This is a genomic window from Burkholderia sp. Ed8, from assembly GCF_040761425.1.
GTDB lineage: Bacteria > Pseudomonadota > Gammaproteobacteria > Burkholderiales > Burkholderiaceae > Burkholderia > Burkholderia seminalis.
Window position 1 is genome coordinate 3,517,358 of sequence record NZ_CP142886.1, and the last position, 21,743, is coordinate 3,539,100.

The window sequence follows — 21,743 nt, forward strand, 5'->3', positions numbered from 1 at the left end:
CAATTCTTTTCCGGGATTTCGCACAATCGGCGTGCATCGACGCGACCCGGTTCGGTGCAGGATGCGCTCATTCCATGCAATACAAGCCTCACATGCCTGTCGGAGGCCTTTCCTGTCGTATACCCGACCGGCCATTTTGTTGACAAAACTGGTGCATACCCGGGCAACAATCGGTCGTGCGTCGACGAAAATTTTCGACCGTTAGTTGCGCATTTACATAAAGAAAAAGGCGGGAAACCCGCCTTTCGATCGATCGCGCCTGCATCAGCCGAGATGCGGGTAGTCCGACAAGGTCAGCCGGAAGCCGTGCGCATTCGCGACCAGTTGCGCCTGCGCGCCGAACGGCAGCGTCAGCAGGTCGGGCACATGGCCGAACTGGAGCCCCGTGACGACCGGGATCCCGATCACCGCTCGGACCTGGTCGATCATGGCCTGCATGTCGTAGCCGTTGTCGTACTCGAACGGCCGCGCGCCGGTGAACTGGCCGAGCACGAGCGCCTGCTGGCGCGCGAGCAGCCCCGACAGGTGCAACTGGTAGATCATCCGCTCGATCCGGAACGGCTGCTCGTTGACGTCCTCGATGAACAGGATGCCGCCTTCGATGTCGGGCATGTACGGCGTGCCGATCAGCGACGTCAGGATCGCGAGGTTGCCGCCCCACAGCGTGCCCGTCACGTTCGCCGCCTGCACCTGCGGCGCCTCGGTGACGATCGTCGTGCCCGGCTGCGTCAGCGTCTGCCAGAAGTGCTGCATCGTGAAGTCGCTCGGCGTTTCCGCGCCGAAGTCGGCGGACAGCATCGGGCCGCCGAACGTCTTGATGCGCGCCTTCGCATACAGCGCGAGCTGGATCGCGGTGAAGTCGCTGTGGCCGACGAGCGCGACCGGCTGGTCGCGCAGCCGGCGCTCGAGCCCGCGGTAGTCAAGCCCGTGCAGGATCCGCGCGGCGCCGTAGCCGCCGCGCACCGCGAGCGCGATGTCCGGCAGCGGCCGCTCGGGATCGGCGAGGCGGTTCAGGTCGCCTGCGCGCTCCCCGTCGGTACCGCCGAACCGCTGGTAGCGCCGCTGCGTCGCCTCGATGTTCTCGATGCGATGCTGCGCGGTGCTGAGGCGTTCGAGCGCGCGATTGATCGCGTCCGGGTCGTGCGGATAACCGGACGGCGCCAGCAGGCGGATGGTATAGGACGCGGCGGGCTGGAAGGACATGGGGGAAAGGTGTCGGGTCGTCAAACCTGCTTAGAGGGTCCGAACCGTCTCCGGTTCACGGCGTCGTGCCTGACGGGTGGGCTTATGACGCGCCGGGTGCGGCATCGCGGGCGAGCCGCGCCTCGCGCAGCGCGCGACGGCGCTCGGCGAAGAACGACTTCAGCGCGGCGCCGCACTCGTCGGCGAGCACGCCGCCCGTCACTTCGGTATGGTGGTTGAGCTGCGGATTCGCGAACGCGTCGATCACGCTGCCGCACGCGCCCGTCTTCGGATCGGCGGCGCCGTAGACGACCCGCGCGATGCGCGCATGCATGATCGCGCCCGCGCACATCAGGCACGGCTCCAGCGTCACGTACAACTCGCAGCCGGGCATCCGGTAATTCCGCAGATGCTGCGCGGCCATCCGCAGCGCGGCCATTTCCGCATGCGCGGACGGGTCGTGCCCGCCGATCGGATGGTTGAAACCGCGCGCGATCACTTCGTCGCCGCGCACGAGCACCGCGCCGACCGGCACCTCGCCGGCCGCGCGCGCCTCTTCGGCGGCGGCCTGCGCGAGCCGCATGAAATGCAGGTCGCGCGCCGACACGGGCGTGGCTTCGGGAACAGGTGTATCGGTGGCCGGTTCGGCCGCCGGAGCGGTTGCCGACCGGGCTGCGTCGTGCAGCGCGTCGGACGTCACATCGGCCCCGTGTCGGCGGGCGCTTCGTCGAGCCCGCGCTCGCACAGGCGCTCCGCGATGCGCCGGCAGTAGTCGCGCGGCATCACCATCGGGCCGCCGCGCAGCGATTCGAGCGCCATGTCGAGCGCGAGAATCTTCGCCTGCAGCCGGCAGCGCGCGGCACGGTCGCTGACCGCCTGCACTTCGTCATGCAGGTTGCGCAGCGCGCGCAATTGTTCGACGGCCGGCGGCACGAAGCCCGCGTTCTTCAGGATACGGTTGGCCACCCGCACCTCCTCGGGCACGAGCAGGTCGTCATCCAGCGCCTGCGGCGCGCCGGTACCCGGCAAATCGTCGAACTCGCCCCGCGCGGCGGCGGCGGCGATACGTTGTTCGACCAGGGCGTCAAGCAATCTCATCAGTCAATCGGAACAATGCGGCAGGCCGAATTCTAGCAGGGTGACGCGGCTATGACAGGCCCTTCGAATATATGCTCGATATTGTGCTTTTTAGGGGCCGAATCGCCACGCATGCACGCCGATCACCGTCAAATGCCGCTCTGCTGCGCCGCAGCGGGCCGAGCGCCGTGCGGGCCGCTCCAGACGCAAACGGCGTCGGGCCCTGTTTTCTATTCGTGACGAGGCGCGCCGGACCGCGCCGGTCCGACGAAACGGCAGCCGTTCCGTTTCCGCCGCCGCATCAAGCGGCCGCCGTTTCCGGCCGCGTTTTCGCGAACGGGCGAAACATCATCGCGATCAGGAACGCGCCGAGGCCGATCGCGAACGAACCGAGGTACAGCCAGCCGTAACTGCCGAACGTATCGACGATCAGGCCGCCGGCGACCGGGCCCGCGGCCATCCCGAGGCTGCCGGCCATCGCGCAACCGCCGATCACGGTGCCCATCATCCGCAGCGGGAAGTTCTCGCGCGCGAGCACCGCATACAACGGCATCACGCCCGCATAGATGAAGCCGAACAGCGTCGCGACCGCGTAGAACCCGTCGAGCGAGCGCACGAAGTAATAGCCGAGCGCGCCGAGCGCCTGCGCGAGCAGCCCCGCCACCAGCATGCGCTTCGCGCCGAGGCGGTCGCCGAGCATGCCGAACGCGATCCGGCCGCCCATACCGGCGAGCCCCTCGACGCTGTAGATCGACACCGCGACGATCAGCGGGATGCCGCACGTGACCGCGTAGCTGACCGTGTGGAAGATCGGGCCCGAGTGCGTCGCGCAGCAGAAGAAGTTGGTCAGCAGCAGGATCATGAACTGCGGCGAGCGCAGCGCATCCGCGACCGACATCGCTGCCGGTGCGCCGGCAGCCGAAGGCGCGGCGTGCGCGGAGGCAGGGTCGAGCGCGGGCGGCCGCCGTACCAGGAGCGACACCGGAATCATCACGACGGCCGCCAGCCCGGCGATCAGCAGCATCGACGTGCGCCAGTCGCGCACCGACACGAGCCACGCGGCGAGCGGCGCCATCGTCATCGGCGCCATTCCCATGCCGGCCGACACGAGCGACACCGCGAGGCTGCGGTGCGTGTCGAACCAGCCCGTCACGCACGCCATCATCGGCGCGAATATCGCGGCCGTCGCGCCGCCGACGGCCAGGCCGAAGGTCAGCTGGAACGCGAACAGCGACGGCGCGCGGCTCGCCAGCGCGAGGCTCGCCGACAGCAGCACCGCGCCCGCGAGGACGACCGGCCGCGTGCCGATCCGGTCCGACAGGCTGCCCCACGCCATGCTCGCGAAGGCCATCGCGATGAAGCCGAGCGTCATCGCCGTGGAAATGCCGGTCATCGACCAGCCCGTGTCGCGCGCAATCGCGCGCAGGAACACCGGCAGGGAAAACATCGCGCCGATCGCGACGCAGCCCATCAGGCCGCCCGCGGCGACGATCACCCAGCGGTAACGGGAATCCGTCATTTGGCGCCTCCTTGTCCGTTTCGGCCATCCTCGGAAACCGGGTACAGGCCGCATGTGCGGCGCCATACCCGGTCGACATGGATACGACGGGCGAATCATCGGGAAATCGACATCCGCGGGTCACGAGCCGGCGATTTTTCATTGTCGGCCAATTCGCGCGGCCGGCAACGAACCGGTCACGCGTTCGCCCCGCTTTGCCGGAATCGGAAATTCGTTATCGGAAATGGTTGGTTTGGCCGCGCGGCCACGCTGACTACACTCGATCCATCTTGTCATAACAAGTTGATCGATGACCGCATCCAACGTCGTGCCGCTGTCGGCGGCCCCGCTCTACGTACAGATCAAGGACATGCTGCGCGCGCGCATTCTCGACGGCACCTATGCGCCGCACAGCCGGATGCCGTCCGAGCACGAGCTGTGCGCGATGTTCGACGTCAGCCGCATCACGGTGCGCCAGGCGCTCGGCGACCTGCAGAAGGAAGGACTGCTGTTCAAGCTGCACGGCAAGGGCACGTTCGTGTCGAAGCCGAAGGCGTTCCAGAACGTGACGTCGCTGCAGGGCTTCGCCGAGGCGATGTCGTCGATGGGTTACGAGATCGTCAACCAGTTGCGCAGCTTGCGCACCGTGAAAGCCGACCGCCATCTCGCGACCAAGCTGAACGTGCCGGAAGGCGCGCCGCTCGTCGAGATCCACCGCGTGCGGCTGCTGAACCGCGAACCGGTGTCGCTCGAACAGACCTGGGTGCCGGAAGCGCTCGGCAAGCGCCTCGCGGGCGCCGATCTCGCGACCCGCGACATCTTCCTCGTGCTGGAAAACGACTGCGGCATCCCGCTCGGCCATGCCGACGTGTCGATCGACGCGATCCTCGCCGACGACGAGATCGTCGATGCGCTGCACGTCGAGGACGGCAGCCCCGTGCTGCGCATCGAGCGCCTCACTCACGACGCGTCGGGCGCCCCGATCGACTACGAATACCTCTACTTCCGTGGCGACGCATTCCAGTACCGGCTGCGCATCGACCGGCAAAAACCACGCAAAGCTGCAAGGAAACAGCGATGACAACCCAGGTTCACGAATACGACGTCGTCGTGGTCGGCGGCGGCACGGCCGGGCCGATGGCGGCGATCAAGGCGAAGGAGCGCGACCCGTCCCTGCGTGTGCTGCTGCTCGAGAAGGCCCACGTGAAGCGCAGCGGCGCGATCTCGATGGGCATGGACGGCCTGAACAACGCGGTGATCCCCGGTCATGCGACGCCCGAACAGTACACGCGCGAAATCACGATCGCCAACGACGGCATCGTCGACCAGGAAGCCGTGTACGCGTACGCGGCGCACAGCTTCACGACGATCGAGCAGCTCGACCGCTGGGGCGTGAAGTTCGAGAAGGACGGCACCGGCGACTACGCGGTGAAGAAGGTCCATCACATGGGCTCGTACGTGCTGCCGATGCCGGAGGGGCACGACATCAAGAAGGTGCTGTACCGGCAACTGAAGCGCGCGCGCATCGCGATCACGAACCGGATCGTCGCGACGCGCGTGCTGACCGATACGCAGGGCCGCGCAAGCGGCGTGCTCGGTTTCGACTGCCGCACCGCCGAGTTTCACGTGATCCGCGCGAAGGCCGTGATCCTCTGCTGCGGCGCGGCCGGCCGCCTCGGCTTGCCGGCATCGGGCTACCTGATGGGCACCTACGAGAACCCGACCAACGCGGGCGACGGTTACGCAATGGCCTATCACGCGGGCGCCGCGCTCGCGAATCTCGAATGCTTCCAGATCAATCCGCTGATCAAGGACTACAACGGCCCGGCGTGCGCGTACGTGACGGGCCCGCTCGGCGGCTTCACCGCGAACGGCAAGGGCGAGCGCTTCATCGAATGCGACTACTGGAGCGGCCAGATGATGTGGGAGTTCTACCAGGAACTGCAGAGCGGCAACGGCCCGGTGTTCCTGAAGCTCGACCATCTCGCGGAAGAAACGATCCAGACCATCGAGCAGATCCTGCATACGAACGAACGGCCGAGCCGCGGCCGCTTCCACGCGGGGCGCGGCACCGACTACCGCAGCCAGATGGTCGAGATGCACATCTCCGAGATCGGCTTCTGCAGCGGTCACAGCGCATCGGGCGTGTACGTGAACGCGCGCGCGGAGACGACCGTGCCGGGGCTCTACGCGGCCGGCGACATGGCGGCCGTCCCGCACAACTACATGCTCGGCGCGTTCACGTACGGCTGGTTCGCCGGGCAGAACGCGGCCGACGACGTGGCCGGACGCGACCTTGCGCCGGTGGACGACGAACAGGTCGAGGCCGAACGCGCCCGCGTGATGGCCCCGCTTCTGCGCGAACACGGCCTCGCGCCGGCGCAGGTCGAATACAAGCTGCGCCGCATGGTGAACGATTACCTGCAACCGCCGAAGGTGACGCGCAAGATGGAAATCGGGCTGCAACGCCTTGACGATATTACTGAGGATATCGAACAGATCAAGGCTGGTCATCCGCACGAACTGATGCGGGCGGCCGAAGTGCGCGCGATCCGCGACTGCGCGGAAATGGCCGCGCGCGCGTCGCTGTTCCGCACCGAGAGCCGCTGGGGGCTGTACCACCATCGCGTCGACTTCCCGCATCGCGATGACGCCGAATGGTTCTGCCACACGTGGCTGCGCAAGGATGCCGACGGCGCGATGCGCAGCGAGAAGCGGCCGGTCGAACCGTACGTCGTGCCGCTGGCCGACGACGATCGCGGTGCCTACACGAATCTGCGCATCCGCGAACCGGCCGCGCTCGCGACTGCCCTCTAAGGAGCCCTACCGTGCCCCATACCCCGCACGACATCTTCCTGCGCAGCAGCGCACCCGTGACGATCGACGAGGAACGCTGCATCGCCGACAAGGGGTGCACCGTCTGCGTCGACGTGTGCCCGCTCGACCTGCTCGCGATCGACGTGACCAAGGGCAAGGCCTACATGCAGTTCGACGAATGCTGGTACTGCATGCCGTGCGAGCGCGATTGCCCGACCGGCGCAGTCAAGGTCGAGATCCCTTACCTGCTGCGCTGACCGCGTACGTCAACGCCCTTTTTCTTCGCTCATGACCGACTCTCCTTTCGCCGCCCCGCTACCCGGCGCACACGAGCGCGACCCGGCCGCGCTCGTCGCCCGCCTCGCCGCGTCCGACGCATCCGTGCGCCGCGTCGCGCTGTTCGAACTCGCGGATCTCGAGGATCCCGAACGCGTGCCGGCGTTCGTCGCCGCGCTGCGCACCGACCCGTCGGCCGACGTGCGCGGCGAAGCCGCCCGCGTACTCGGTGCGTGGGAACAGTCCGACGTCGTCGAGGCGCTGTGCGGCGCGCTGCTCGATCCGGACGACGACGTGCGCGCCGCCGCCGCCCAGAGCCTGTCCGAACTGAAGGACCCGGCGTCGGGTCCCGTACTGTGCCGCTGGGCCGACCGGCCCGAGCCGTTCGTGCGCCGTGCCGTGCTGCGCGGATTGCGCGAGTTGCGTGACCCCGGCGCGTTCGCACCCGCGCTGCATGCGCTCGAGGCCGAGCCCCCCGCCGTGCGCGCCGAAGCCGTCACGGTGCTCGGCTGGCTCAAGGATCCGCGCGCGCTTTCGCCGCTCGCGCGCATCGCGACGGCCGATACCGATGCGGACGTGCGACGTGCCGCGGTCGGCTCGATCGGCTTCGCGGCAGCCGACGATGCGGCCGTCATCGATGCGCTGTTCGCCGCGCTGCGCGATCGCGCATGGCAAGTACGCGAGGAAGCAGCCACCACGCTCGGCAAGCTGCGCGTGACGCTGGCGCGCGAGCCGCTCGTCGCCGCGCTCGACGACGACTACTGGCAGGTGCGTCTGCGCGCAGCACGCGCACTCGGGCAGTTGCGCGACGCGGCTGCGGCGCCGGCCGTCGTCGCGCTGCTCTCGCATGCGATCAGCAATCTGCGCAAGGAAGCCGCGCTCGCGCTCGGCGAATTGCGCGACCCCGCGACGCTGCCCGCCCTGAACGATGTGCTCGAGGATCGCGACCCGGAAGTCCGCAAGGCCGTACGGATCGCGATCCGGCAAATCGGCGACGCGCCCCGATGATCGCGCCGACCGAAATCGCGCTCGACCATCCGGCAGGCGCGCTCATGCTGCGCTGGCCCGACGGCGCAACGCAGCGCATCGGCTATGCGCGATTGCGCACCGAATGCCCGTGCGCGGCATGCCGACGCATCCGGCGTGACGGCGGTCGCGTCGATGCCCGGCCCGACCTGACGCTCGAAGGCGTGGAGCCGGCCGGCTACGGCGTGCGCTTCATGTTCGGCGACGGCCACGCGCGCGGCATCTATCCGTGGCCCTATCTGGCGGACATCGACTAGCAGCCGCCGTGCGGCTTCCCGCGGGTTCGCGGGCGCGATGGCACGCGTGTGGAAACGCTGCGATACTGACGCCCACGAACGTCTCCACCCACCGTGGGAGCAAGGACATGCAAACCGCAGTCGGATTCATCGGCCTCGGCGTGATGGGCACGCCGATGGCGCTCAATCTCGCGCGTGCCGGCACGCCGCTCGTCGCGTGGAGCCGGTCGCGCGGCAGCGACGATGCGCTGCGCGCCGCCGGCGCGCGCATCGCCGAGCACGTCGACGACGTGTTCGCGACGTGCCGCACCGTGATCCTGATGCTCGCGAACGACGCGGCGATCGACGCCGTCCTCGCGCGCGGCACACCCGGTTTTGCCGCGCGCGTCGGCGGCCACACGATCGTGAACATGGGCACCAACGCACCCGGGTATTCGCGTGCGCTCGCCGATGAAATCGCCGCCGCGTCGGGCCGCTACGTCGAGGCGCCCGTATCGGGGTCGCGCAAGCCGGCCGAAGCGGGCCAGCTCGTCGTGATGCTGGCCGGTGCGCCGGACGACGTCGACGCCGTGCGCGCGCTCGTGAAGCCGCTGTGCCGCGACAGCTTCGCGTGCGGCGACGTGCCGTCGGCGCTGACGATGAAGCTGGCCGTCAACCTGTTCCTGATCACGATGGTCACCGGCCTGACCGAAGCCACGCATTTCGCACAACGTCACGGTATCGATCTCGCACGTTTCGCCGACGTGCTGAACGCCGGCCCGATGGCAAGCGACGTATCGCGCGTGAAACTCGGCAAGCTCGTCGCGGAAGATTTCTCCGTGCAGGCCGCGATCACCGACGTGCTGAAGAACGCGCGCCTCGTCGCCGAATCCGCGCGCGGCACCGGCATCGCGTCGCCGCTGCTCGACGTCTGTCACGCGCTTTACGGCGAGACCGAAAAAGCCGGACATGGATCGGACGACATGGTCGCGGTGATTCGCGCGATCGAACGACGCACCGACGCATAGGTGCGCCCATGTCCGGATCGGCACACTCCGCAATCGGCGCCGCCGCAACCGTGCGCCCCATTCCCGCCGTGATCGGCATCGTGCTGCGCGAACGCGACGTTTTGCTCGTGCGCCGCGCGAATCCGCCCGACGCGGGCTGCTGGGGGTTCCCCGGCGGCAAGATCGAACCGGGCGAACCGATCGCGGACGCGGTCGTTCGCGAGATCGCCGAAGAGACGACCGTCGCGGTCGATGCACTCGACGCCTTTACCGCGCTCGATGCGTTCGATTACGATGCGGGCGGCGCCGTGCGCCAGCATTTCATCATGGTCGCGGTGCTGTGCCGATGGCTGCGCGGCACGCCCGCCGCCGGCGACGATGCGCTCGATGCGCGCTGGTTCGCCCTCGACGAGCTCGATCGTGATGACGTGCCGATGAGCGCGGGCGTGCGCGACGTCGCTCGACGGGCGATCGAACGGTCGGCATCCCTGGGCGACGCGCGGCGCTCGCCCGTTTGACGCTTCGCCGTCGTTTCCGCGCTACCGCGCGGACGATGCGCCCGATCCATCGCGGTGCGGGCTACCCGCCGGGCACCGGATCACAACCTATCCAATCATGATCAGAATTCGCCAATCCACCGAGGCCGACGGCACACGCGTGCTGGATATCTGGCGCCGTGCCGTCGACGCAACCCACCCCTTCCTGAGCGACGACGACCGCCGCGCCATCGAAGCCGAAGTCGTCACGTTCCTGCCGGCCGCGCCGCTCGACCTCGCTGTCGACGCGCACGATCGGCCGATCGGCTTCATGCTGCTCGACGGCAGTCACATGGAAGCGCTGTTCGTCGATCCCGCCCATCATGGGACGGGCGTCGGTCGGCGGCTTGTCGAAGCTGCGCTCGGGCGCCACCCCAATTTGACGACCGACGTCAACGAGCAGAACGAAGCGGCCACGGCATTCTACGAGCGGCTCGGGTTCGAGCGCTGGGGACGATCGGCCTGCGACGGACAAGGGCGGCCGTATCCGCTGATTCACCTTCGTTATCGCGGTAGCGAACGATCCTGAGCAGGATCGGGAACCGGTGCGACATCCATTCGCACGTTATCCGAGCGATGACGTCTCGATTCCCGTTCGCGGCCCGCTGTCGGACGCCAATCGCGCCGATGCCATGTCGTTCTCGAGCGCAGGTAACGGATAGCCGCCGCGCTGGCAAGCCCGGATTTCCTGCCGTCATCCGATCTTGATCCGGATGGCCGAAGGTCCGGGTGAGCTTGCCGCGCGACGATCACGCGTGGAACAACGTCAGTCGGATCACGCCCCTGCATCGCAGCCAGTCACAAACGGTGCAATAGCGAGAACGCGCGTTTCTCGGGCCAAACGAGCCTATCTCCGCCCCGATGATGCTACTCTCTCGGCCAACCCAAACGTCACCCCATGAAGCAGCAGGATTCAACCATGCAGACCGTCGCGGTACTGGACTTCGAAACCACCGGGCTGTCGCCGAACATGGGCGACCGCGCGACCGAAATCGCCGTCATCCTTCTGCGTGACGGGCAGATCGTCGACCGCTTCCAGAGCCTGATGAATGCGGGCCGGCGCATCCCGTCCGATGTCGTCGCGCTCACCGGCATCACGAACGACATGATCGCGTCGGCACCGCCGGCGTCCGAAGTCATGAAGGAAGCCGCGGCGTTCGTCGGCAAGCATGCGGTCGTCGCCCACAACGCCGGTTTCGACAAACGCTTCTGGCAATCGGAGCTCGGGCAGCTCGGCATGCCGGCCGAGCATGCGTTCGCCTGCACGATGCTGGTGGCGAGACGGATCTACCCGGACGCTCGCAGTCATCGCCTGTCGAGCCTGGTCGAGATGCTGCGTTTACCGAAATCGGGCCGCGCGCACCGGGCGATGGTCGATGCCGAAATGGCCGGCCATCTGTGGTGCCGGTTGCAGCACGACATCGCCCGGACGTACGGGCTGGATCGCATCGATCACGCGCTGATGTCGCGGGTCCAGGCAACGAGCAAGGCGAAGGTGCCGACGTATCTGCGTTCGCTCGGGTGCGCGCACGCGTAGGCATCCGGTCGCGCCCGGTGACACGACGCGTCCCGTTCCACGCGATGCGTGAATGCAAAAACGGCTTGGCAAGCGCCAAGCCGTTTTTTTGCCCGGACGTGAACCCGACCCGGAAGCTTACGCAGGCTGCTTGGGCGGCTGGACGGCGCCGATCTGGATGAAGACCTCGAGGGTGTTGAGTTCGTCCCAGTGTTCGACGAAGCGGCCGTGTTCCACCCGCCAGATGTCGATCGAGCGCATGACGAAGGGCCTGCCGGTCGCGGGGTAGCCGAGAAGGTTGCCGGTGTGGGTGCCCTCGTAGCGATAGCGACCGGCCACGCGGGAGCCGTCGGCCGACACGAAAACGTCCTCCGCGGTGACCTTCAGGTCGGGAACGCCCGCGATGATGGCCCCAAGCACCTTCTTGGAACCTTCCCGTCCGGGCTCAGCGAATGCGTTGTGATTCACGTAGTTCGGCGCCTTGATCTCGTCGAGGCGCGACACATCGTGGCTGGACATGATCTCGGCAAAGAGGTAGCCGAGCCTGGCCAGATCAGGGGAAGGAGCGCTGTTCATGGATGAAGTCCTTTTGCGGTTAGGGGGTCGCATCACTGCCTGCTTCGGAGCTCTATCCGAGCAAAAATATCTAGCAACGCTAGGATCATAGTCTAGCAACGCTATTTCTTCAAGCGTCGGTATAATTACGGATCAAAGAGGCTTTTGGGGAATCAGTGATGGGGGTCGCCGAGCGCAAGAACAGGGACCGGGACGCACGCGAGCAGCGCATCACCGCAGCGGCCCGACAAATTGCGGAGGCAGAGGGCTGGAGCGCCGTTACCGTTCGCCGCCTGGCTGACGAGATCGAGTACAGCCAGCCCGTACTCTATTCGCACTTCAGGAACCGGGACGCGATCGTCGGCGCCGTTGCGCTCGAAGGCTTTCGGGAAATCAAGGCGGCGCTTCATCAAGCGGCGCAGCGATCAAACGATCCCCGCCAGGCGTGCGAAAGCGTTGCGATCGCCTATCTCGACTTCGCTCGCGACAATCCCGCGCTCTACGAGGCGATGTTCACGATGCCGACCGACTTGCTTTTCGCAGAAGCCGACACCAGGCCCGAACTGAGAGAAGCCTTCGAGGTGCTTGCCGCTGTCGTGCCGTCGAGTCTGAATGTCGACGTGGCGACGGAGACGTTTTGGGCAACCCTTCATGGGCTGGCTCAGCTCGAAAGCTCAGGCCGGATCAAGCACAGCACGCGGCTGGCGCGGGTAGCATTGGTTATTCGCGGCCTGTTCGGATGAGCGATCCTCCTGCTATTTCAGGCCGGTCCGATCAAGCCGTTCACGCCGCTCGGTTTGGACGGCGTGACAGTCCGCCAAAGGTGGCGGATGAAATTCGTGCGGCGCACCCCCTACGTTGATTGACGCACGATTGCGGCATCGGCCGGCCAGGAACCCACTGCTTCGTCTGCGTCCGCCGCAATCGTGTTCGCCGTCCAGGCTTTTGCGGCCGAGCTAAATCCCTTCCGAACAACGTTCGGAAGCAGATGTGCCATTGGCTCTTCTTTAACGGATGCTCGCAAATGTCGCGCGAATATCGCTTACCAGCGCATTCGGATTTTCCAACGCGGCGAAATGGCCACCCTGCTCGTGCTCGCCGAAGTGCCGCACATCGCGGTAGCGTCGTTCGATCCACCGCCGCGATTTTCGTACGTGTTCGCCAGCAAGCATGGTGAATCCAGACGGCACGGCAATGGGACGATCGATACGAGCCGCGGAGGACCAGCTGGATCGCTTCAGTTCCCAATACAGTCGTGCTGACGAAGCCGACGTATTGGGTATCCAGTACAACATGATGTCGTCGAGCATGTCGTCGAGCGTGAAGGAAGCTTCCGCGTTGCCCGCGGTGCCGCACGTGTCCTGGAACATCGCGTAAATCCACGCTGCCTGCGCAACCGGAGAATCCGCGAGCGCGTAGCCTATCGTCTGCGGTCGCGTCTGCTGCTGTTGAGCGTATCCGGATAGCGTGCTCCAGAAATACCGGGCACTGTCGAGCATGCCCTGCTCATCCGGCGTCGCGTCGCGCATTTCGTCCGGCGTGGGCATGAACATCGCGAAGTTCAGATGGATACCCATAAGCTCGGCGAGCGCCAGTGACGCGACTTCGTCCGTCACGCCTGCGCCAAGATCACCACCTTGCATGGCCCAACGGTCATAGCCCAGTCGGTGCATCAGCTGAACGTAAGCGCGCCCAATGCGCGACATGTCCCATCCGGGTTCATCAGGTTTGTCGGAAAAACCAAATCCCGGCATCGACGGAATGACGAGGTGAAACGCCTGCCTCGGATCGCCGCCATGTGCGGCGGGATTGCCGAGCGGCCCTATCACCTTGCGGAACTCAAGCACTGAACCGGGCCAACCATGCGCCATCAGCAATGGAACGGCATCGGGTTCAGGTGACCGAATGTGGAGGAAGTGGATGTCAAGGCCGTCAATGGTCGTCTTGAACTGCCCGAAGTCATTCAACATCGACTCGCAGCGACGCCAGTCGTAACCCTCTATCCAATGCGCGACCAATGCCTGCAGCTTTGAAAGCCGCGGACCCTGACTCGTGTCATTGACGGTCTCAGGGTCGGGCCAGCGCACCCGCCGCAGTCGCTCGCGCAAATCGGACAATTCGTGCTCGGGCACATCGAGATGAAACGGCTTGATCAGATCACTCATGACTTGCTGCCTTTAGTTGCGTAGCGACGTTTCATGAAGTCGACGAGCGATGTCGGCCGCACCGCCGGATATCGGTCATTCGCGATGTCGCGCAAAGTCCCTTCGCCCGACATCATCGGTAGCAGATACTGGAGCGACAGCATCGCCGTCGGATGAGCACCGGCCTTCGCCATTCGCCGTAGTTCGGCGTATCCGTCCGCGATCGAGCCTCGACGAATCCGATGAAGCGCCCTGCCCGTCGCTGCTGCATAGTCACCTGCGATCTGGGCAATGGTGCGGCAGTCACCTGCCACGGACACCACCCGGTTGGCCGATGCCGGATCCTCGACGACCGCCACCGTCCAGGCCGCGACGTCGCTCATGGAAGTGAAATCGAGCGGCACCTCGTCGTCACCCCAATAAGTGATCGTGCCCGCGTTGGCATCGATCAGGCCGGGATGGGAGAACACGGCCTCCATGAATCCACCGTTCAGGATGTGGGTATAGCCGATGCCACTCGGGGCGACCTTGCGATCGAAGGTCCGCCGCATGTCGAGGTAAGGGTTAATGCCTTCAGGAATCGAGAACAGGTTCTCCGAGAAGTCCGACGGGACGAATCGCCCGACGTTCGCCGCGAGCGCTGCATCGAGCAAACGGGACTGGCCGTCAATGATGGTGTCAGGTCCGCCCTGAACTGCCGAAATGACGGTACCGACGCCGGCACAGGCGTGCCTGAGGCTGAGCGGGTCGTCCAGATCCATATTGACGACGGTTACGCCGTTCGCTGCCCACCCCTTTGCACGATGGGCATGTTTGCCTGCTGAACCGCCGCGAACACCCGCACGGATCTCACTGGCGGGCCGCGTGCGAAGCAACGCATCAATGACCCTGCGCCCAAGATTGCCGGCGGCGCCGGCGACCAGATAGCTCGTTTGCGTGTTCTCCATGACTTCCTCGGTTCGTCATGACGCGCGGTGTACGTCGTTGAGAAGAAGTCTAGGTTGTTCCGGGTTTGAATATAAGATGGCTGAATCGCGACTCGCTGTTCCGGAAAACGATACGAAATGGATCAGGCCGACCTCATCATCTTTCTTCGGTTAGCCGATAGCGGCAGCCTTTCCGGCACCGCACGGGCGCTGAAGACGCCCAAATCGTCCGTCAGCCGGGCGCTCGTCCGATTGGAGACGGAGATTGGATCAGCGCTCTTCGACCGGTCCACACGACATTTCCGGCTGACTGACGCGGGAAAACTGCTGCTGCCCTACGCGTCGCGGGCAGTTCAGGACCTACAGGAAGCGCAGGCGATCATCGATGGCTACGCGGGGAAACCGCGCGGGCTTCTACGGATCAACACGACGCAATCGTTCGCGCAGGGACTCGTGGCGCCCATGCTGCCTGAATTTCTCGACCGCTATCCGGAACTCGCCGTGGAGCTGACCACGGACTCGAACTACGTCGACATTGCGCGCGACGGTATCGACGTAGCGGTGCGCGTCGGCACACTGCCTGACTCGTCGCTCATCGCTCGCAGGCTGCCACCCGTTGAATTGTGGTTATGCGCAAGTCCGTCCTACCTGGCGCGAGCGGGCGTTCCGATGGAGGCAGCTGAACTTCACGGACATGCGCTCATCGTTCGGGAGGCGCCCACGAACTGGATTTTTCAGGATGGCAAAGCGGAATTGACCATACAGCCGCGTGGCAGGGCAATCATCCCGGACGCGGCTGCGCAGAAGATCGTTCTTGAAGGCGGCGGCGGGATTGGTTTTCTTCCAAGCTACCTCGCGGCTCCCGCCTTGACGGCGGGCACCCTGGTGCGGGTCCTTCCGTCATTGCGACGGGAACCCATCGAGCTTCACGCGTTGTATCCGACGCACCGCAGCATGTCGGCAAAGGTCCGGGCTTTCATCGATGCCCTTATTGGTCACCTTGATACGGTCAGGCTAACGTCCTCGCGCGACTAGCCAGCCGTCTCATGCGGTACCGTCATTCGTACCGCCCGAATGACCGGGATTGAGTGAAACAGGATGCGCGCTGAATCACTCAACCCCTTCACACAAAAGGCTCACGGTCGATTTTTGATACTGCTCGAGACGACGTGAGCCGATTGTGAATCACTCCCACTCGATCGTCGCCGGCGGCTTGCCCGAAATGTCGTACACGACCCGGTTGATCCCGCGCACCTCGTTGATGATCCGGTTCGACGCACGGCCGAGCAGCGCGTACGGCAGGTGCGCCCAGTGCGCGGTCATGAAGTCGGTCGTCTGCACCGCGCGCAGCGACGTCACGTAGTCGTACGTGCGGCCATCGCCCATCACGCCGACCGACTTGACCGGCAGGAACACCGCGAATGCCTGGCTCGTCAGGTCGTACCAGCTCTTGCCGACATCGGCTTCGCCGCACAGGCCGGCCGCCGCGTCCTGCGCGGTCGCGGTCGTGTTGCGCAGTTCCTCGATGAAGATCGCATCCGCGCGGCGCAGCAGGTCCGCATACTCGCGCTTCACTTCGCCGAGAATCCGCACGCCGAGGCCCGGGCCCGGGAACGGATGGCGGTACACCATCTCCGGCGGCAGGCCGAGCGCGACGCCCAGCTCGCGCACTTCGTCCTTGAACAGGTCGCGCAGCGGTTCGAGCAGCTTCAGGCCGAGCGTTTCCGGCAGGCCGCCGACGTTGTGGTGGCTCTTGATCGTCGTTGCCTTCTTCGTCTTCGTGCCGCCCGATTCGACCACGTCCGGGTAGATCGTGCCCTGCGCGAGCCACTTCGCCTTCGACAGCTTCTTCGCCTCGGCCTGGAACACCTCGACGAACTCGCGGCCGATGATCTTGCGCTTCGCTTCCGGATCGGTCACGCCGGCCAGGTGGCCGAGGAACTGGTCGGACGCATCGACGTGCACGACCTTCGCATGCAGGCGGCCCTCGAACATGTCGAGCACCATCTTGCCTTCGTTCAGGCGCAGCAGGCCGTGGTCGACGAACACGCAGGTGAGCTGGTCGCCGATCGCGCGGTGAATCAGCGCGGCCGCGACGCTCGAATCGACGCCGCCCGACAGGCCGAGAATCACTTCCTCGTCACCGACCTGCTCGCGGATCTTCGCGACGGCTTCCTCGATGTGGTTCTTCATGATCCAGTCGGGCTTCGCGCCGGCGATCTGCAGCACGAAGCGTTCGATGATCTGGCGGCCCTTCACCGTGTGCGTGACTTCCGGGTGGAACTGCACCGCATAGTAGCCGCGCGCCTCGTCGGCCATGCCGGCGATCGGGCAGCTCGGCGTCGACGCCATCAGCGCGAAGCCCGGCGGCAGCTCGGCAACCTTGTCGCCGTGGCTCATCCAGACCTTCAGCATCCCGTGGCCTTCGGCCGTCGTGAAATCCTCGATGCCGTCGAGCAGGCGCGTATGGCCGTGCGCACGCATTTCCGCGTAGCCGAATTCGCGATGGTCGCTCCACTCGACCTTGCCGCCGAGCTGCACGGCCATCGTCTGCATGCCGTAGCAGATGCCCAGCACCGGCACGCCGATATCCCACACGGCCTGCGGCGCGCGCAGCTGATGGTCTTCGTACGTGCTCGCGTGGCTGCCCGACAGGATCACCGCCTTCGGCGCGAACTCGCGGACGAAGTCGTCGGACACATCGTTCGGGTGGATTTCGCAGTAGACGTGCGCTTCACGCACGCGCCGCGCAATCAGTTGGGTGACTTGCGAACCGAAGTCGAGAATCAGGATTTTGTCGTGCATGGCTGCGGACGGGATGAAGAGAATAAGAAAAGCAGCGCATCGAGCGCTGCGTCAAAAGCATGGACAGCGGCGTCGGGCGGCAGGCGGCTCGCGCGACGCATCGCCGGTCAATCCTGCATCGGCGGGCGTTCGTCGAGTGCGACGCCGCCGGACGATCGACTGGAACCGGATGACGCCGGCGACGATGCTTCGGGTGCCGCGGGACGGCCGACGACGGGCTCCACGCGCTGCGGTGCGGGCGACGCCGCCGGCGCCATCGCCGGCTCGGCCGGACGCTGGGCCGGTGCGCGTGCCTCGAGCGCCTGCGCCTTCTCCCGTCGGCGCACGGCCGCTGCGATCCTCACGCCGCCGAGGCCGAGCACGATCAGCGCGACGCCGGCCACGACCGACAGCACCCTGCCGGCGGCCGCCAGCGCGGGACCGCTGCCGGCGCCGAGCGACCAGACGATCGTCAGCACGCCGGTCAGCCAGTACACGTGGCCGACCGACCGCGCCACCGGCGCCGTGAGGTCACCGTTGAACGCCGCATGAAACGCGAGCCACGCGAGCCCGAGCAACGCGATGCCGAACGCCTGGCCAAGCATGACCGGCTGGATGTTCTGCAACTGCAGCGCGTTGAACAGCGACTGCCAGGGCGTCAGCACGAACAGCACGCCGAACGCCAGCAGCAGCACGGCATCGAGGATCAGCACGGCTCGCAGCAGCGGTTTCATCGGCGATCAGTCCACGTGGTAGTTCGGCGCTTCCTTCGTGATCTGCACGTCGTGCACATGCGACTCGCGCATGCCCGCCGCGGTGATCTGGACGAATTCGGCCTTGTCGTGCAGCTCGTCGATCGTGCGGCAGCCGCAGTAGCCCATGCTGGCGCGCACGCCGCCGACCAGCTGGAACAGGATCGCGTTGACCGAACCCTTGTACGCGACGCGGCCTTCGATGCCTTCCGGCACGAGCTTGTCGATGTTCGCCGAGTTGTCCTGGAAGTAGCGGTCCGCCGCGCCGTCCTTCATCGCGCCGACCGAACCCATGCCGCGGTACGACTTGTACTGGCGGCCCTGGTACAGGAACACGTCGCCCGGCGCCTCTTCGGTGCCCGCGAACATGCTGCCCATCATCACCGCGTTCGCGCCGGCCGCGAGAGCCTTCGACACGTCGCCCGAGAAACGCACGCCGCCGTCGGCGATGCACGGCACGCCGGTACCCTTCAGCGCATCCGCGACGTTCGCGATCGCGCTGATCTGCGGCACGCCGACCCCCGCGACGATCCGCGTCGTGCAGATCGAGCCCGGGCCGATACCGACCTTGACCGCGTCCGCGCCGTATTCGACCAGCGCCTTCGCGGCGGCGGCCGTCGCGATGTTGCCGCCGATCACCTCCACGTGCGGGAAGTTCTGCTTGACCCAGCGCACGCGCTCGAGCACGCCCTTGCTGTGACCGTGCGCGGTATCGACGACGATCACGTCGACGCCGGCCTGCACCAGCAGCTCGACACGCTCTTCGTTGTCCGGGCCGACACCGACCGCCGCGCCAGCGCGCAGCTTGCCGTGTTCGTCCTTGCACGCGTCCGGGTGCTCGGTCTGCTTCGTGATGTCCTTGACGGTCATCAGGCCGCGCAGTTCGAACGCGTCGTTGACGACCAGCACGCGCTCGAGGCGGTGGCTGTGCATCAGCGCCTTCGCTTCGGCGAGCGGCGTGCCTTCCTTGACCGTGACGAGGCGCTCGCGCGGCGTCATGATCGACTTGACCGGTTCGTCGAGGCGCGTTTCGAAGCGCAGGTCGCGGTTCGTGACGATCCCGACGAGCTGCGGGCCTTCGACGACCGGGAAACCCGAGATGCCATGCTGGCGCGACAGCGCGATCACGTCGCGCACCTTCATTTGCGGCGGCACGGTGATCGGGTCGCGGACGACGCCCGACTCGAAACGCTTGACCTTCGCGACTTCGCGGGCCTGTTCGGCCGGCGTGAGGTTCTTGTGGACGATACCGACGCCACCCTGCTGTGCCATCGCGATCGCGAGGCGACCTTCGGTGACCGTGTCCATCGCGGCGGACACGAGCGGCATGTTCAGGGAGATGTTGCGGGTCAGCTTGGTCTTGAGGCTGGTGTCGCGCGGGAGAACGTCGGAGAAGGCGGGAACGAGGAGCACGTCATCGAAAGTGAGTGCTTTTTGGATCAGACGCATGGCAAATCCTATGGGCGCAAAAGCGAATTATACGCGAAGCGCCGTGAATTTTCACAACACGAACAACGGCTTAGCCGGTTTCGGCCGTTCGGGGGCCGAATCGTTCGGATCGCCGTTCGGTTCGTTTTCGATCGCCTTTCGTTTCACCGCCGCATCGAACGATTCGCGCAACAGCCGGCAAAACGGCCGTCCCGCCTGTTGTGAGCAGGCCACGCGGCGGTCGCCGCCGCGCTGAAGCGAGGCCGGCGACGTGTCGAGGCGACCTGTCTGCCATGTGTTACAGCAGCCCTGCCGCGCGCGCGATCATCGCGATGCCGCCGCCGACCGCCGCGCAGCCGGCGATCCGCGCCACGCGCCAACTGGCCGGCGCAAGGCGCTCGGCGGCGACGGCGACCGTCACGGCGGCCATGACGCGCAAGTCCATCATGCCGGCCGCCAGCGCGACCACCATCAGGTTCCCGCAACAGGCGCTGCAGTGCCTGGCGGCCCGCACACCAAACCGCCAGGCTGCGCCGGCAACAACCGGCGACCGGTGCGTGTCGCCTGCCGCGTGCCGGCAGCACGCCAGCCGCCGCGCTTTCCACGCGGTGAATTGCAGCATGCCCGCGGCCAATACGACCGCACCGGCCGCGAACGGCAGCGCACGCGCCAGCACCGGCAGCCGCGCGGCGGCGGCCGTCAACGCCGCGCCAGCCGGAAACACGAGCGCCCCGAGCGCCATCCACACCGAGAAATACCCGACGCCCGCGACGACGACGAGCCAGGCCGAACGCGCCGTGGCCAGCGGGCCGACGCGCCGTGCATATCGCCAGAGCGTCGGCGCCAGCACCGGCAGCATCATCGCCACCGTCATCGCTCCCCACATTCCGGCGAACGCCGCGAACGCGTGCCCGGCGCCCCGCCCGCACGGCCGCAGCCATGCGGCCGAAGCCATCCAGCCGCCGGCCATCGGTTCGCTGCCCATCGCGGCCATCGACGCGTGCTGCGCGAGGGTCGCCATGACCGCGACGGCGAACACGACGGCGACCACCCCACCGAATGCCCGCGGATCGGGGCCGGTGTCGCCGGTCGCCGGTCGGCGGTCGGCGGTCGGCGGTCGGCGGTCGGCGGTCGGCGGTCGGCGGTCGCATCGTCGCACGCCCCGTCCGTCGCCGGCCCGCTCAGCCGCGCGCGTACTCGTCGTGGCGGCGCCACCACGGGCCGGCCTCGTTGCGTCCGCGCGGCGCGCGATCGAGCCACTGGTACATTCCCCACAGCCCGTCGAGCCCGCGCGCATAGGTCGAATACGTGTGATAGACGGCGCCGTCCTCGCGCACGAACGCGCTCATCCCCGGCCGGTCGAGCGAATAGGTGCGCGCGTCGGTGCCGCACGTCGCCGCGAACTGCACGACGGGCGCCGGCGGCGGATCCCTGTCCATCGCGTGGCCGGCCCGCGCGTAGTTGTATTCGACGTCGCCCGCGCGCTGCTGCGTTTCGGTGAACGACACGTTGAAATCGAAGTTGAAATCGCTGCCGACCGACGACGCCCACGGGAAGGCCCACCCCATCCGCTCGCGGTAGGCGAGCAGCTTCGCGAGCGGGGCGCGCGACACGGCCGCAAGCGTCACGTCGTGGTGCGCGAGATGCACGGCAAAACCGTCGAAGCCGTCGGCAAGCGCCGAGCACGACGGACAGCCGGCCTTGTAGTCGGGGCCGAACATGAAGTGATAGACGAGCAGTTGCGAGCGGCCGCGAAACAGGTCGTCGAGCGTCGCCTGCCCGTCTTCGGTGTCGAACCGGTAGGTCTTGTCGACACGCACCCACGGCAACGCCTGGCGCCGCCGCGCGAGTTCGTCGCTTTGCCGCGTCAGCGCCTTTTCGGCATCGAGCAAGGCGCGGCGCTCGGCCAGCCATTCGTCGCGTGTTCCGGTGAGATGGGTCGTCATTGCGGGGTCCTCCTTCGGTGGGTATCCGGCACGGCGGACGGCGCCGTGTGCGTGGTGC

24 protein-coding genes are annotated in these 21,743 nt (G+C 66.6%); 12 read left to right on the top strand and 12 right to left on the bottom strand.

The window, feature by feature from the left end; translation table 11 throughout:
- Positions 1-264: 264 nt before the first annotated feature.
- The 4 genes from ldcA to VXM69_RS30170 form a co-directional block, all read right to left on the bottom strand.
- Positions 265-1,203: a muramoyltetrapeptide carboxypeptidase gene (gene ldcA / locus VXM69_RS30155; protein ID WP_034188808.1), complete on the bottom strand. Its 939-nt coding sequence runs from the start codon at positions 1,201-1,203 to the stop codon at positions 265-267.
- Positions 1,204-1,285: 82 nt separating this feature from the next.
- On the bottom strand, positions 1,286-1,882 hold the full coding sequence (tadA, locus tag VXM69_RS30160) for a tRNA adenosine(34) deaminase TadA (RefSeq protein ID WP_049034427.1): 597 nt from the start codon (positions 1,880-1,882) through the stop codon (positions 1,286-1,288).
- On the bottom strand, positions 1,879-2,280 hold the full coding sequence (locus VXM69_RS30165; protein WP_034188809.1) for a DnaJ family domain-containing protein: 402 nt from the start codon (positions 2,278-2,280) through the stop codon (positions 1,879-1,881). Before VXM69_RS30165 ends, tadA begins: the two co-directional genes overlap by 4 nt.
- A gap of 280 nt (positions 2,281-2,560) precedes the next feature.
- On the bottom strand, positions 2,561-3,778 hold the full coding sequence (locus VXM69_RS30170) for an MFS transporter (RefSeq protein WP_059561799.1): 1,218 nt from the start codon (positions 3,776-3,778) through the stop codon (positions 2,561-2,563).
- A gap of 289 nt (positions 3,779-4,067) precedes the next feature.
- Between VXM69_RS30170 and VXM69_RS30175 the strand changes: the two genes are divergently transcribed.
- The 9 genes from VXM69_RS30175 to VXM69_RS30215 all read left to right on the top strand — a co-directional run bounded on the left by VXM69_RS30175 (position 4,068) and on the right by VXM69_RS30215 (position 11,171).
- A complete protein-coding gene (locus tag VXM69_RS30175; RefSeq protein ID WP_367189697.1) occupies positions 4,068-4,838 on the top strand; it encodes a GntR family transcriptional regulator in 771 nt (256 codons plus the stop codon).
- Complete coding sequence (locus VXM69_RS30180; RefSeq protein ID WP_034188812.1) at positions 4,835-6,574, top strand: fumarate reductase/succinate dehydrogenase flavoprotein subunit; 1,740 nt, start codon at positions 4,835-4,837, stop codon at positions 6,572-6,574. Before VXM69_RS30175 ends, VXM69_RS30180 begins: the two co-directional genes overlap by 4 nt.
- A gap of 11 nt (positions 6,575-6,585) precedes the next feature.
- Positions 6,586-6,831, top strand: coding sequence for a ferredoxin family protein (locus tag VXM69_RS30185; RefSeq protein ID WP_034188813.1), 246 nt, complete (start codon positions 6,586-6,588; stop codon positions 6,829-6,831).
- A 31-nt stretch (positions 6,832-6,862) separates the two neighbouring features.
- On the top strand, positions 6,863-7,858 hold the full coding sequence (locus tag VXM69_RS30190) for a HEAT repeat domain-containing protein (RefSeq protein WP_367189698.1): 996 nt from the start codon (positions 6,863-6,865) through the stop codon (positions 7,856-7,858).
- On the top strand, positions 7,855-8,133 hold the full coding sequence (locus VXM69_RS30195) for a gamma-butyrobetaine hydroxylase-like domain-containing protein (protein ID WP_301940958.1): 279 nt from the start codon (positions 7,855-7,857) through the stop codon (positions 8,131-8,133). The genes VXM69_RS30190 and VXM69_RS30195 overlap by 4 nt, the downstream gene beginning before the upstream one ends.
- A gap of 107 nt (positions 8,134-8,240) precedes the next feature.
- Complete coding sequence (locus tag VXM69_RS30200) at positions 8,241-9,119, top strand: NAD(P)-dependent oxidoreductase (protein WP_367189699.1); 879 nt, start codon at positions 8,241-8,243, stop codon at positions 9,117-9,119.
- An 8-nt stretch (positions 9,120-9,127) separates the two neighbouring features.
- A complete protein-coding gene (locus tag VXM69_RS30205; protein WP_367189700.1) occupies positions 9,128-9,616 on the top strand; it encodes an NUDIX hydrolase in 489 nt (162 codons plus the stop codon).
- 97 nt (positions 9,617-9,713) lie between these two features.
- Positions 9,714-10,163, top strand: coding sequence for an acetyltransferase (locus tag VXM69_RS30210; protein WP_367189701.1), 450 nt, complete (start codon positions 9,714-9,716; stop codon positions 10,161-10,163).
- A 390-nt stretch (positions 10,164-10,553) separates the two neighbouring features.
- On the top strand, positions 10,554-11,171 hold the full coding sequence (locus VXM69_RS30215) for a PolC-type DNA polymerase III (RefSeq protein ID WP_049032646.1): 618 nt from the start codon (positions 10,554-10,556) through the stop codon (positions 11,169-11,171).
- A 117-nt stretch (positions 11,172-11,288) separates the two neighbouring features.
- Here the strand turns inward: VXM69_RS30215 and VXM69_RS30220 are convergent, their stop codons facing one another.
- Complete coding sequence (locus VXM69_RS30220; RefSeq protein WP_367189702.1) at positions 11,289-11,726, bottom strand: ester cyclase; 438 nt, start codon at positions 11,724-11,726, stop codon at positions 11,289-11,291.
- A gap of 158 nt (positions 11,727-11,884) precedes the next feature.
- Between VXM69_RS30220 and VXM69_RS30225 the strand changes: the two genes are divergently transcribed.
- Positions 11,885-12,448: a TetR/AcrR family transcriptional regulator gene (locus tag VXM69_RS30225; RefSeq protein ID WP_124608938.1), complete on the top strand. Its 564-nt coding sequence runs from the start codon at positions 11,885-11,887 to the stop codon at positions 12,446-12,448.
- A gap of 264 nt (positions 12,449-12,712) precedes the next feature.
- Here the strand turns inward: VXM69_RS30225 and VXM69_RS30230 are convergent, their stop codons facing one another.
- Together VXM69_RS30230 and VXM69_RS30235 are read right to left on the bottom strand one after the other, a co-directional pair.
- Positions 12,713-13,870: an epoxide hydrolase family protein gene (locus VXM69_RS30230; protein WP_367189703.1), complete on the bottom strand. Its 1,158-nt coding sequence runs from the start codon at positions 13,868-13,870 to the stop codon at positions 12,713-12,715.
- Positions 13,867-14,796 (bottom strand): NmrA family NAD(P)-binding protein, encoded by a 930-nt coding sequence (locus VXM69_RS30235; protein ID WP_124669726.1) that lies wholly within the window; start codon positions 14,794-14,796, stop codon positions 13,867-13,869. The genes VXM69_RS30230 and VXM69_RS30235 overlap by 4 nt, the downstream gene beginning before the upstream one ends.
- Before the next feature lie 117 nt (positions 14,797-14,913).
- On the opposite strand from VXM69_RS30235, the gene VXM69_RS30240 reads away from it, so the two are divergent.
- Positions 14,914-15,810 (top strand): LysR family transcriptional regulator, encoded by an 897-nt coding sequence (locus VXM69_RS30240; protein WP_124669727.1) that lies wholly within the window; start codon positions 14,914-14,916, stop codon positions 15,808-15,810.
- Between the two features lie 150 nt (positions 15,811-15,960).
- On the opposite strand, the gene guaA is transcribed toward VXM69_RS30240, so the two are convergent.
- The 3 genes from guaA to guaB all read right to left on the bottom strand — a co-directional run bounded on the left by guaA (position 15,961) and on the right by guaB (position 19,760).
- Positions 15,961-17,580 carry a glutamine-hydrolyzing GMP synthase gene (gene guaA / locus VXM69_RS30245; protein ID WP_367189704.1) on the bottom strand — a complete coding sequence of 540 codons (1,620 nt, stop codon included), beginning with the start codon at positions 17,578-17,580 and terminating at the stop codon, positions 15,961-15,963.
- 107 nt (positions 17,581-17,687) lie between these two features.
- A complete protein-coding gene (locus tag VXM69_RS30250; protein ID WP_034188824.1) occupies positions 17,688-18,293 on the bottom strand; it encodes a hypothetical protein in 606 nt (201 codons plus the stop codon).
- Positions 18,294-18,299: 6 nt separating this feature from the next.
- Positions 18,300-19,760 (bottom strand): IMP dehydrogenase, encoded by a 1,461-nt coding sequence (gene guaB / locus VXM69_RS30255; protein WP_034188825.1) that lies wholly within the window; start codon positions 19,758-19,760, stop codon positions 18,300-18,302.
- 10 nt (positions 19,761-19,770) lie between these two features.
- Between guaB and VXM69_RS30260 the strand changes: the two genes are divergently transcribed.
- The gene (locus VXM69_RS30260; protein WP_049029869.1) at positions 19,771-19,995 is read left to right on the top strand and encodes a hypothetical protein; all 225 of its coding nucleotides are present in this window, start codon (positions 19,771-19,773) and stop codon (positions 19,993-19,995) included.
- A gap of 42 nt (positions 19,996-20,037) precedes the next feature.
- Here the strand turns inward: VXM69_RS30260 and VXM69_RS30265 are convergent, their stop codons facing one another.
- Together VXM69_RS30265 and VXM69_RS30270 are read right to left on the bottom strand one after the other, a co-directional pair.
- Positions 20,038-20,760: a DUF2182 domain-containing protein gene (locus VXM69_RS30265; protein ID WP_367189705.1), complete on the bottom strand. Its 723-nt coding sequence runs from the start codon at positions 20,758-20,760 to the stop codon at positions 20,038-20,040.
- A 160-nt stretch (positions 20,761-20,920) separates the two neighbouring features.
- Complete coding sequence (locus tag VXM69_RS30270) at positions 20,921-21,685, bottom strand: DUF899 domain-containing protein (protein ID WP_367189706.1); 765 nt, start codon at positions 21,683-21,685, stop codon at positions 20,921-20,923.
- Positions 21,686-21,743: the final 58 nt, after the last annotated feature.

Bases quoted from the DNA above. Each gene is read 5' to 3' on its own strand.
- ldcA (WP_034188808.1), bottom strand. From the start codon at position 1,203: ATGTCCTTCCAGCCCGCCGCGTCCTATACCATCCGCCTGCTGGCGCCG.
- VXM69_RS30165 (WP_034188809.1), bottom strand. From the start codon at position 2,280: ATGAGATTGCTTGACGCCCTGGTCGAACAACGTATCGCCGCCGCCGCC.
- VXM69_RS30170 (WP_059561799.1), bottom strand. From the start codon at position 3,778: ATGACGGATTCCCGTTACCGCTGGGTGATCGTCGCCGCGGGCGGCCTG.
- VXM69_RS30175 (WP_367189697.1), top strand. From the start codon at position 4,068: ATGACCGCATCCAACGTCGTGCCGCTGTCGGCGGCCCCGCTCTACGTA.
- VXM69_RS30180 (WP_034188812.1), top strand. From the start codon at position 4,835: ATGACAACCCAGGTTCACGAATACGACGTCGTCGTGGTCGGCGGCGGC.
- VXM69_RS30190 (WP_367189698.1), top strand. From the start codon at position 6,863: ATGACCGACTCTCCTTTCGCCGCCCCGCTACCCGGCGCACACGAGCGC.
- VXM69_RS30195 (WP_301940958.1), top strand. From the start codon at position 7,855: ATGATCGCGCCGACCGAAATCGCGCTCGACCATCCGGCAGGCGCGCTC.
- VXM69_RS30200 (WP_367189699.1), top strand. From the start codon at position 8,241: ATGCAAACCGCAGTCGGATTCATCGGCCTCGGCGTGATGGGCACGCCG.
- VXM69_RS30205 (WP_367189700.1), top strand. From the start codon at position 9,128: ATGTCCGGATCGGCACACTCCGCAATCGGCGCCGCCGCAACCGTGCGC.
- VXM69_RS30210 (WP_367189701.1), top strand. From the start codon at position 9,714: ATGATCAGAATTCGCCAATCCACCGAGGCCGACGGCACACGCGTGCTG.
- VXM69_RS30215 (WP_049032646.1), top strand. From the start codon at position 10,554: ATGCAGACCGTCGCGGTACTGGACTTCGAAACCACCGGGCTGTCGCCG.
- VXM69_RS30220 (WP_367189702.1), bottom strand. From the start codon at position 11,726: ATGAACAGCGCTCCTTCCCCTGATCTGGCCAGGCTCGGCTACCTCTTT.
- VXM69_RS30225 (WP_124608938.1), top strand. From the start codon at position 11,885: ATGGGGGTCGCCGAGCGCAAGAACAGGGACCGGGACGCACGCGAGCAG.
- VXM69_RS30230 (WP_367189703.1), bottom strand. From the start codon at position 13,870: ATGAGTGATCTGATCAAGCCGTTTCATCTCGATGTGCCCGAGCACGAA.
- VXM69_RS30235 (WP_124669726.1), bottom strand. From the start codon at position 14,796: ATGGAGAACACGCAAACGAGCTATCTGGTCGCCGGCGCCGCCGGCAAT.
- VXM69_RS30240 (WP_124669727.1), top strand. From the start codon at position 14,914: ATGGATCAGGCCGACCTCATCATCTTTCTTCGGTTAGCCGATAGCGGC.
- guaA (WP_367189704.1), bottom strand. From the start codon at position 17,580: ATGCACGACAAAATCCTGATTCTCGACTTCGGTTCGCAAGTCACCCAA.
- VXM69_RS30250 (WP_034188824.1), bottom strand. From the start codon at position 18,293: ATGAAACCGCTGCTGCGAGCCGTGCTGATCCTCGATGCCGTGCTGCTG.
- guaB (WP_034188825.1), bottom strand. From the start codon at position 19,760: ATGCGTCTGATCCAAAAAGCACTCACTTTCGATGACGTGCTCCTCGTT.
- VXM69_RS30260 (WP_049029869.1), top strand. From the start codon at position 19,771: ATGGGCGCAAAAGCGAATTATACGCGAAGCGCCGTGAATTTTCACAAC.
- VXM69_RS30265 (WP_367189705.1), bottom strand. From the start codon at position 20,760: ATGGCGACCCTCGCGCAGCACGCGTCGATGGCCGCGATGGGCAGCGAA.
- VXM69_RS30270 (WP_367189706.1), bottom strand. From the start codon at position 21,685: ATGACGACCCATCTCACCGGAACACGCGACGAATGGCTGGCCGAGCGC.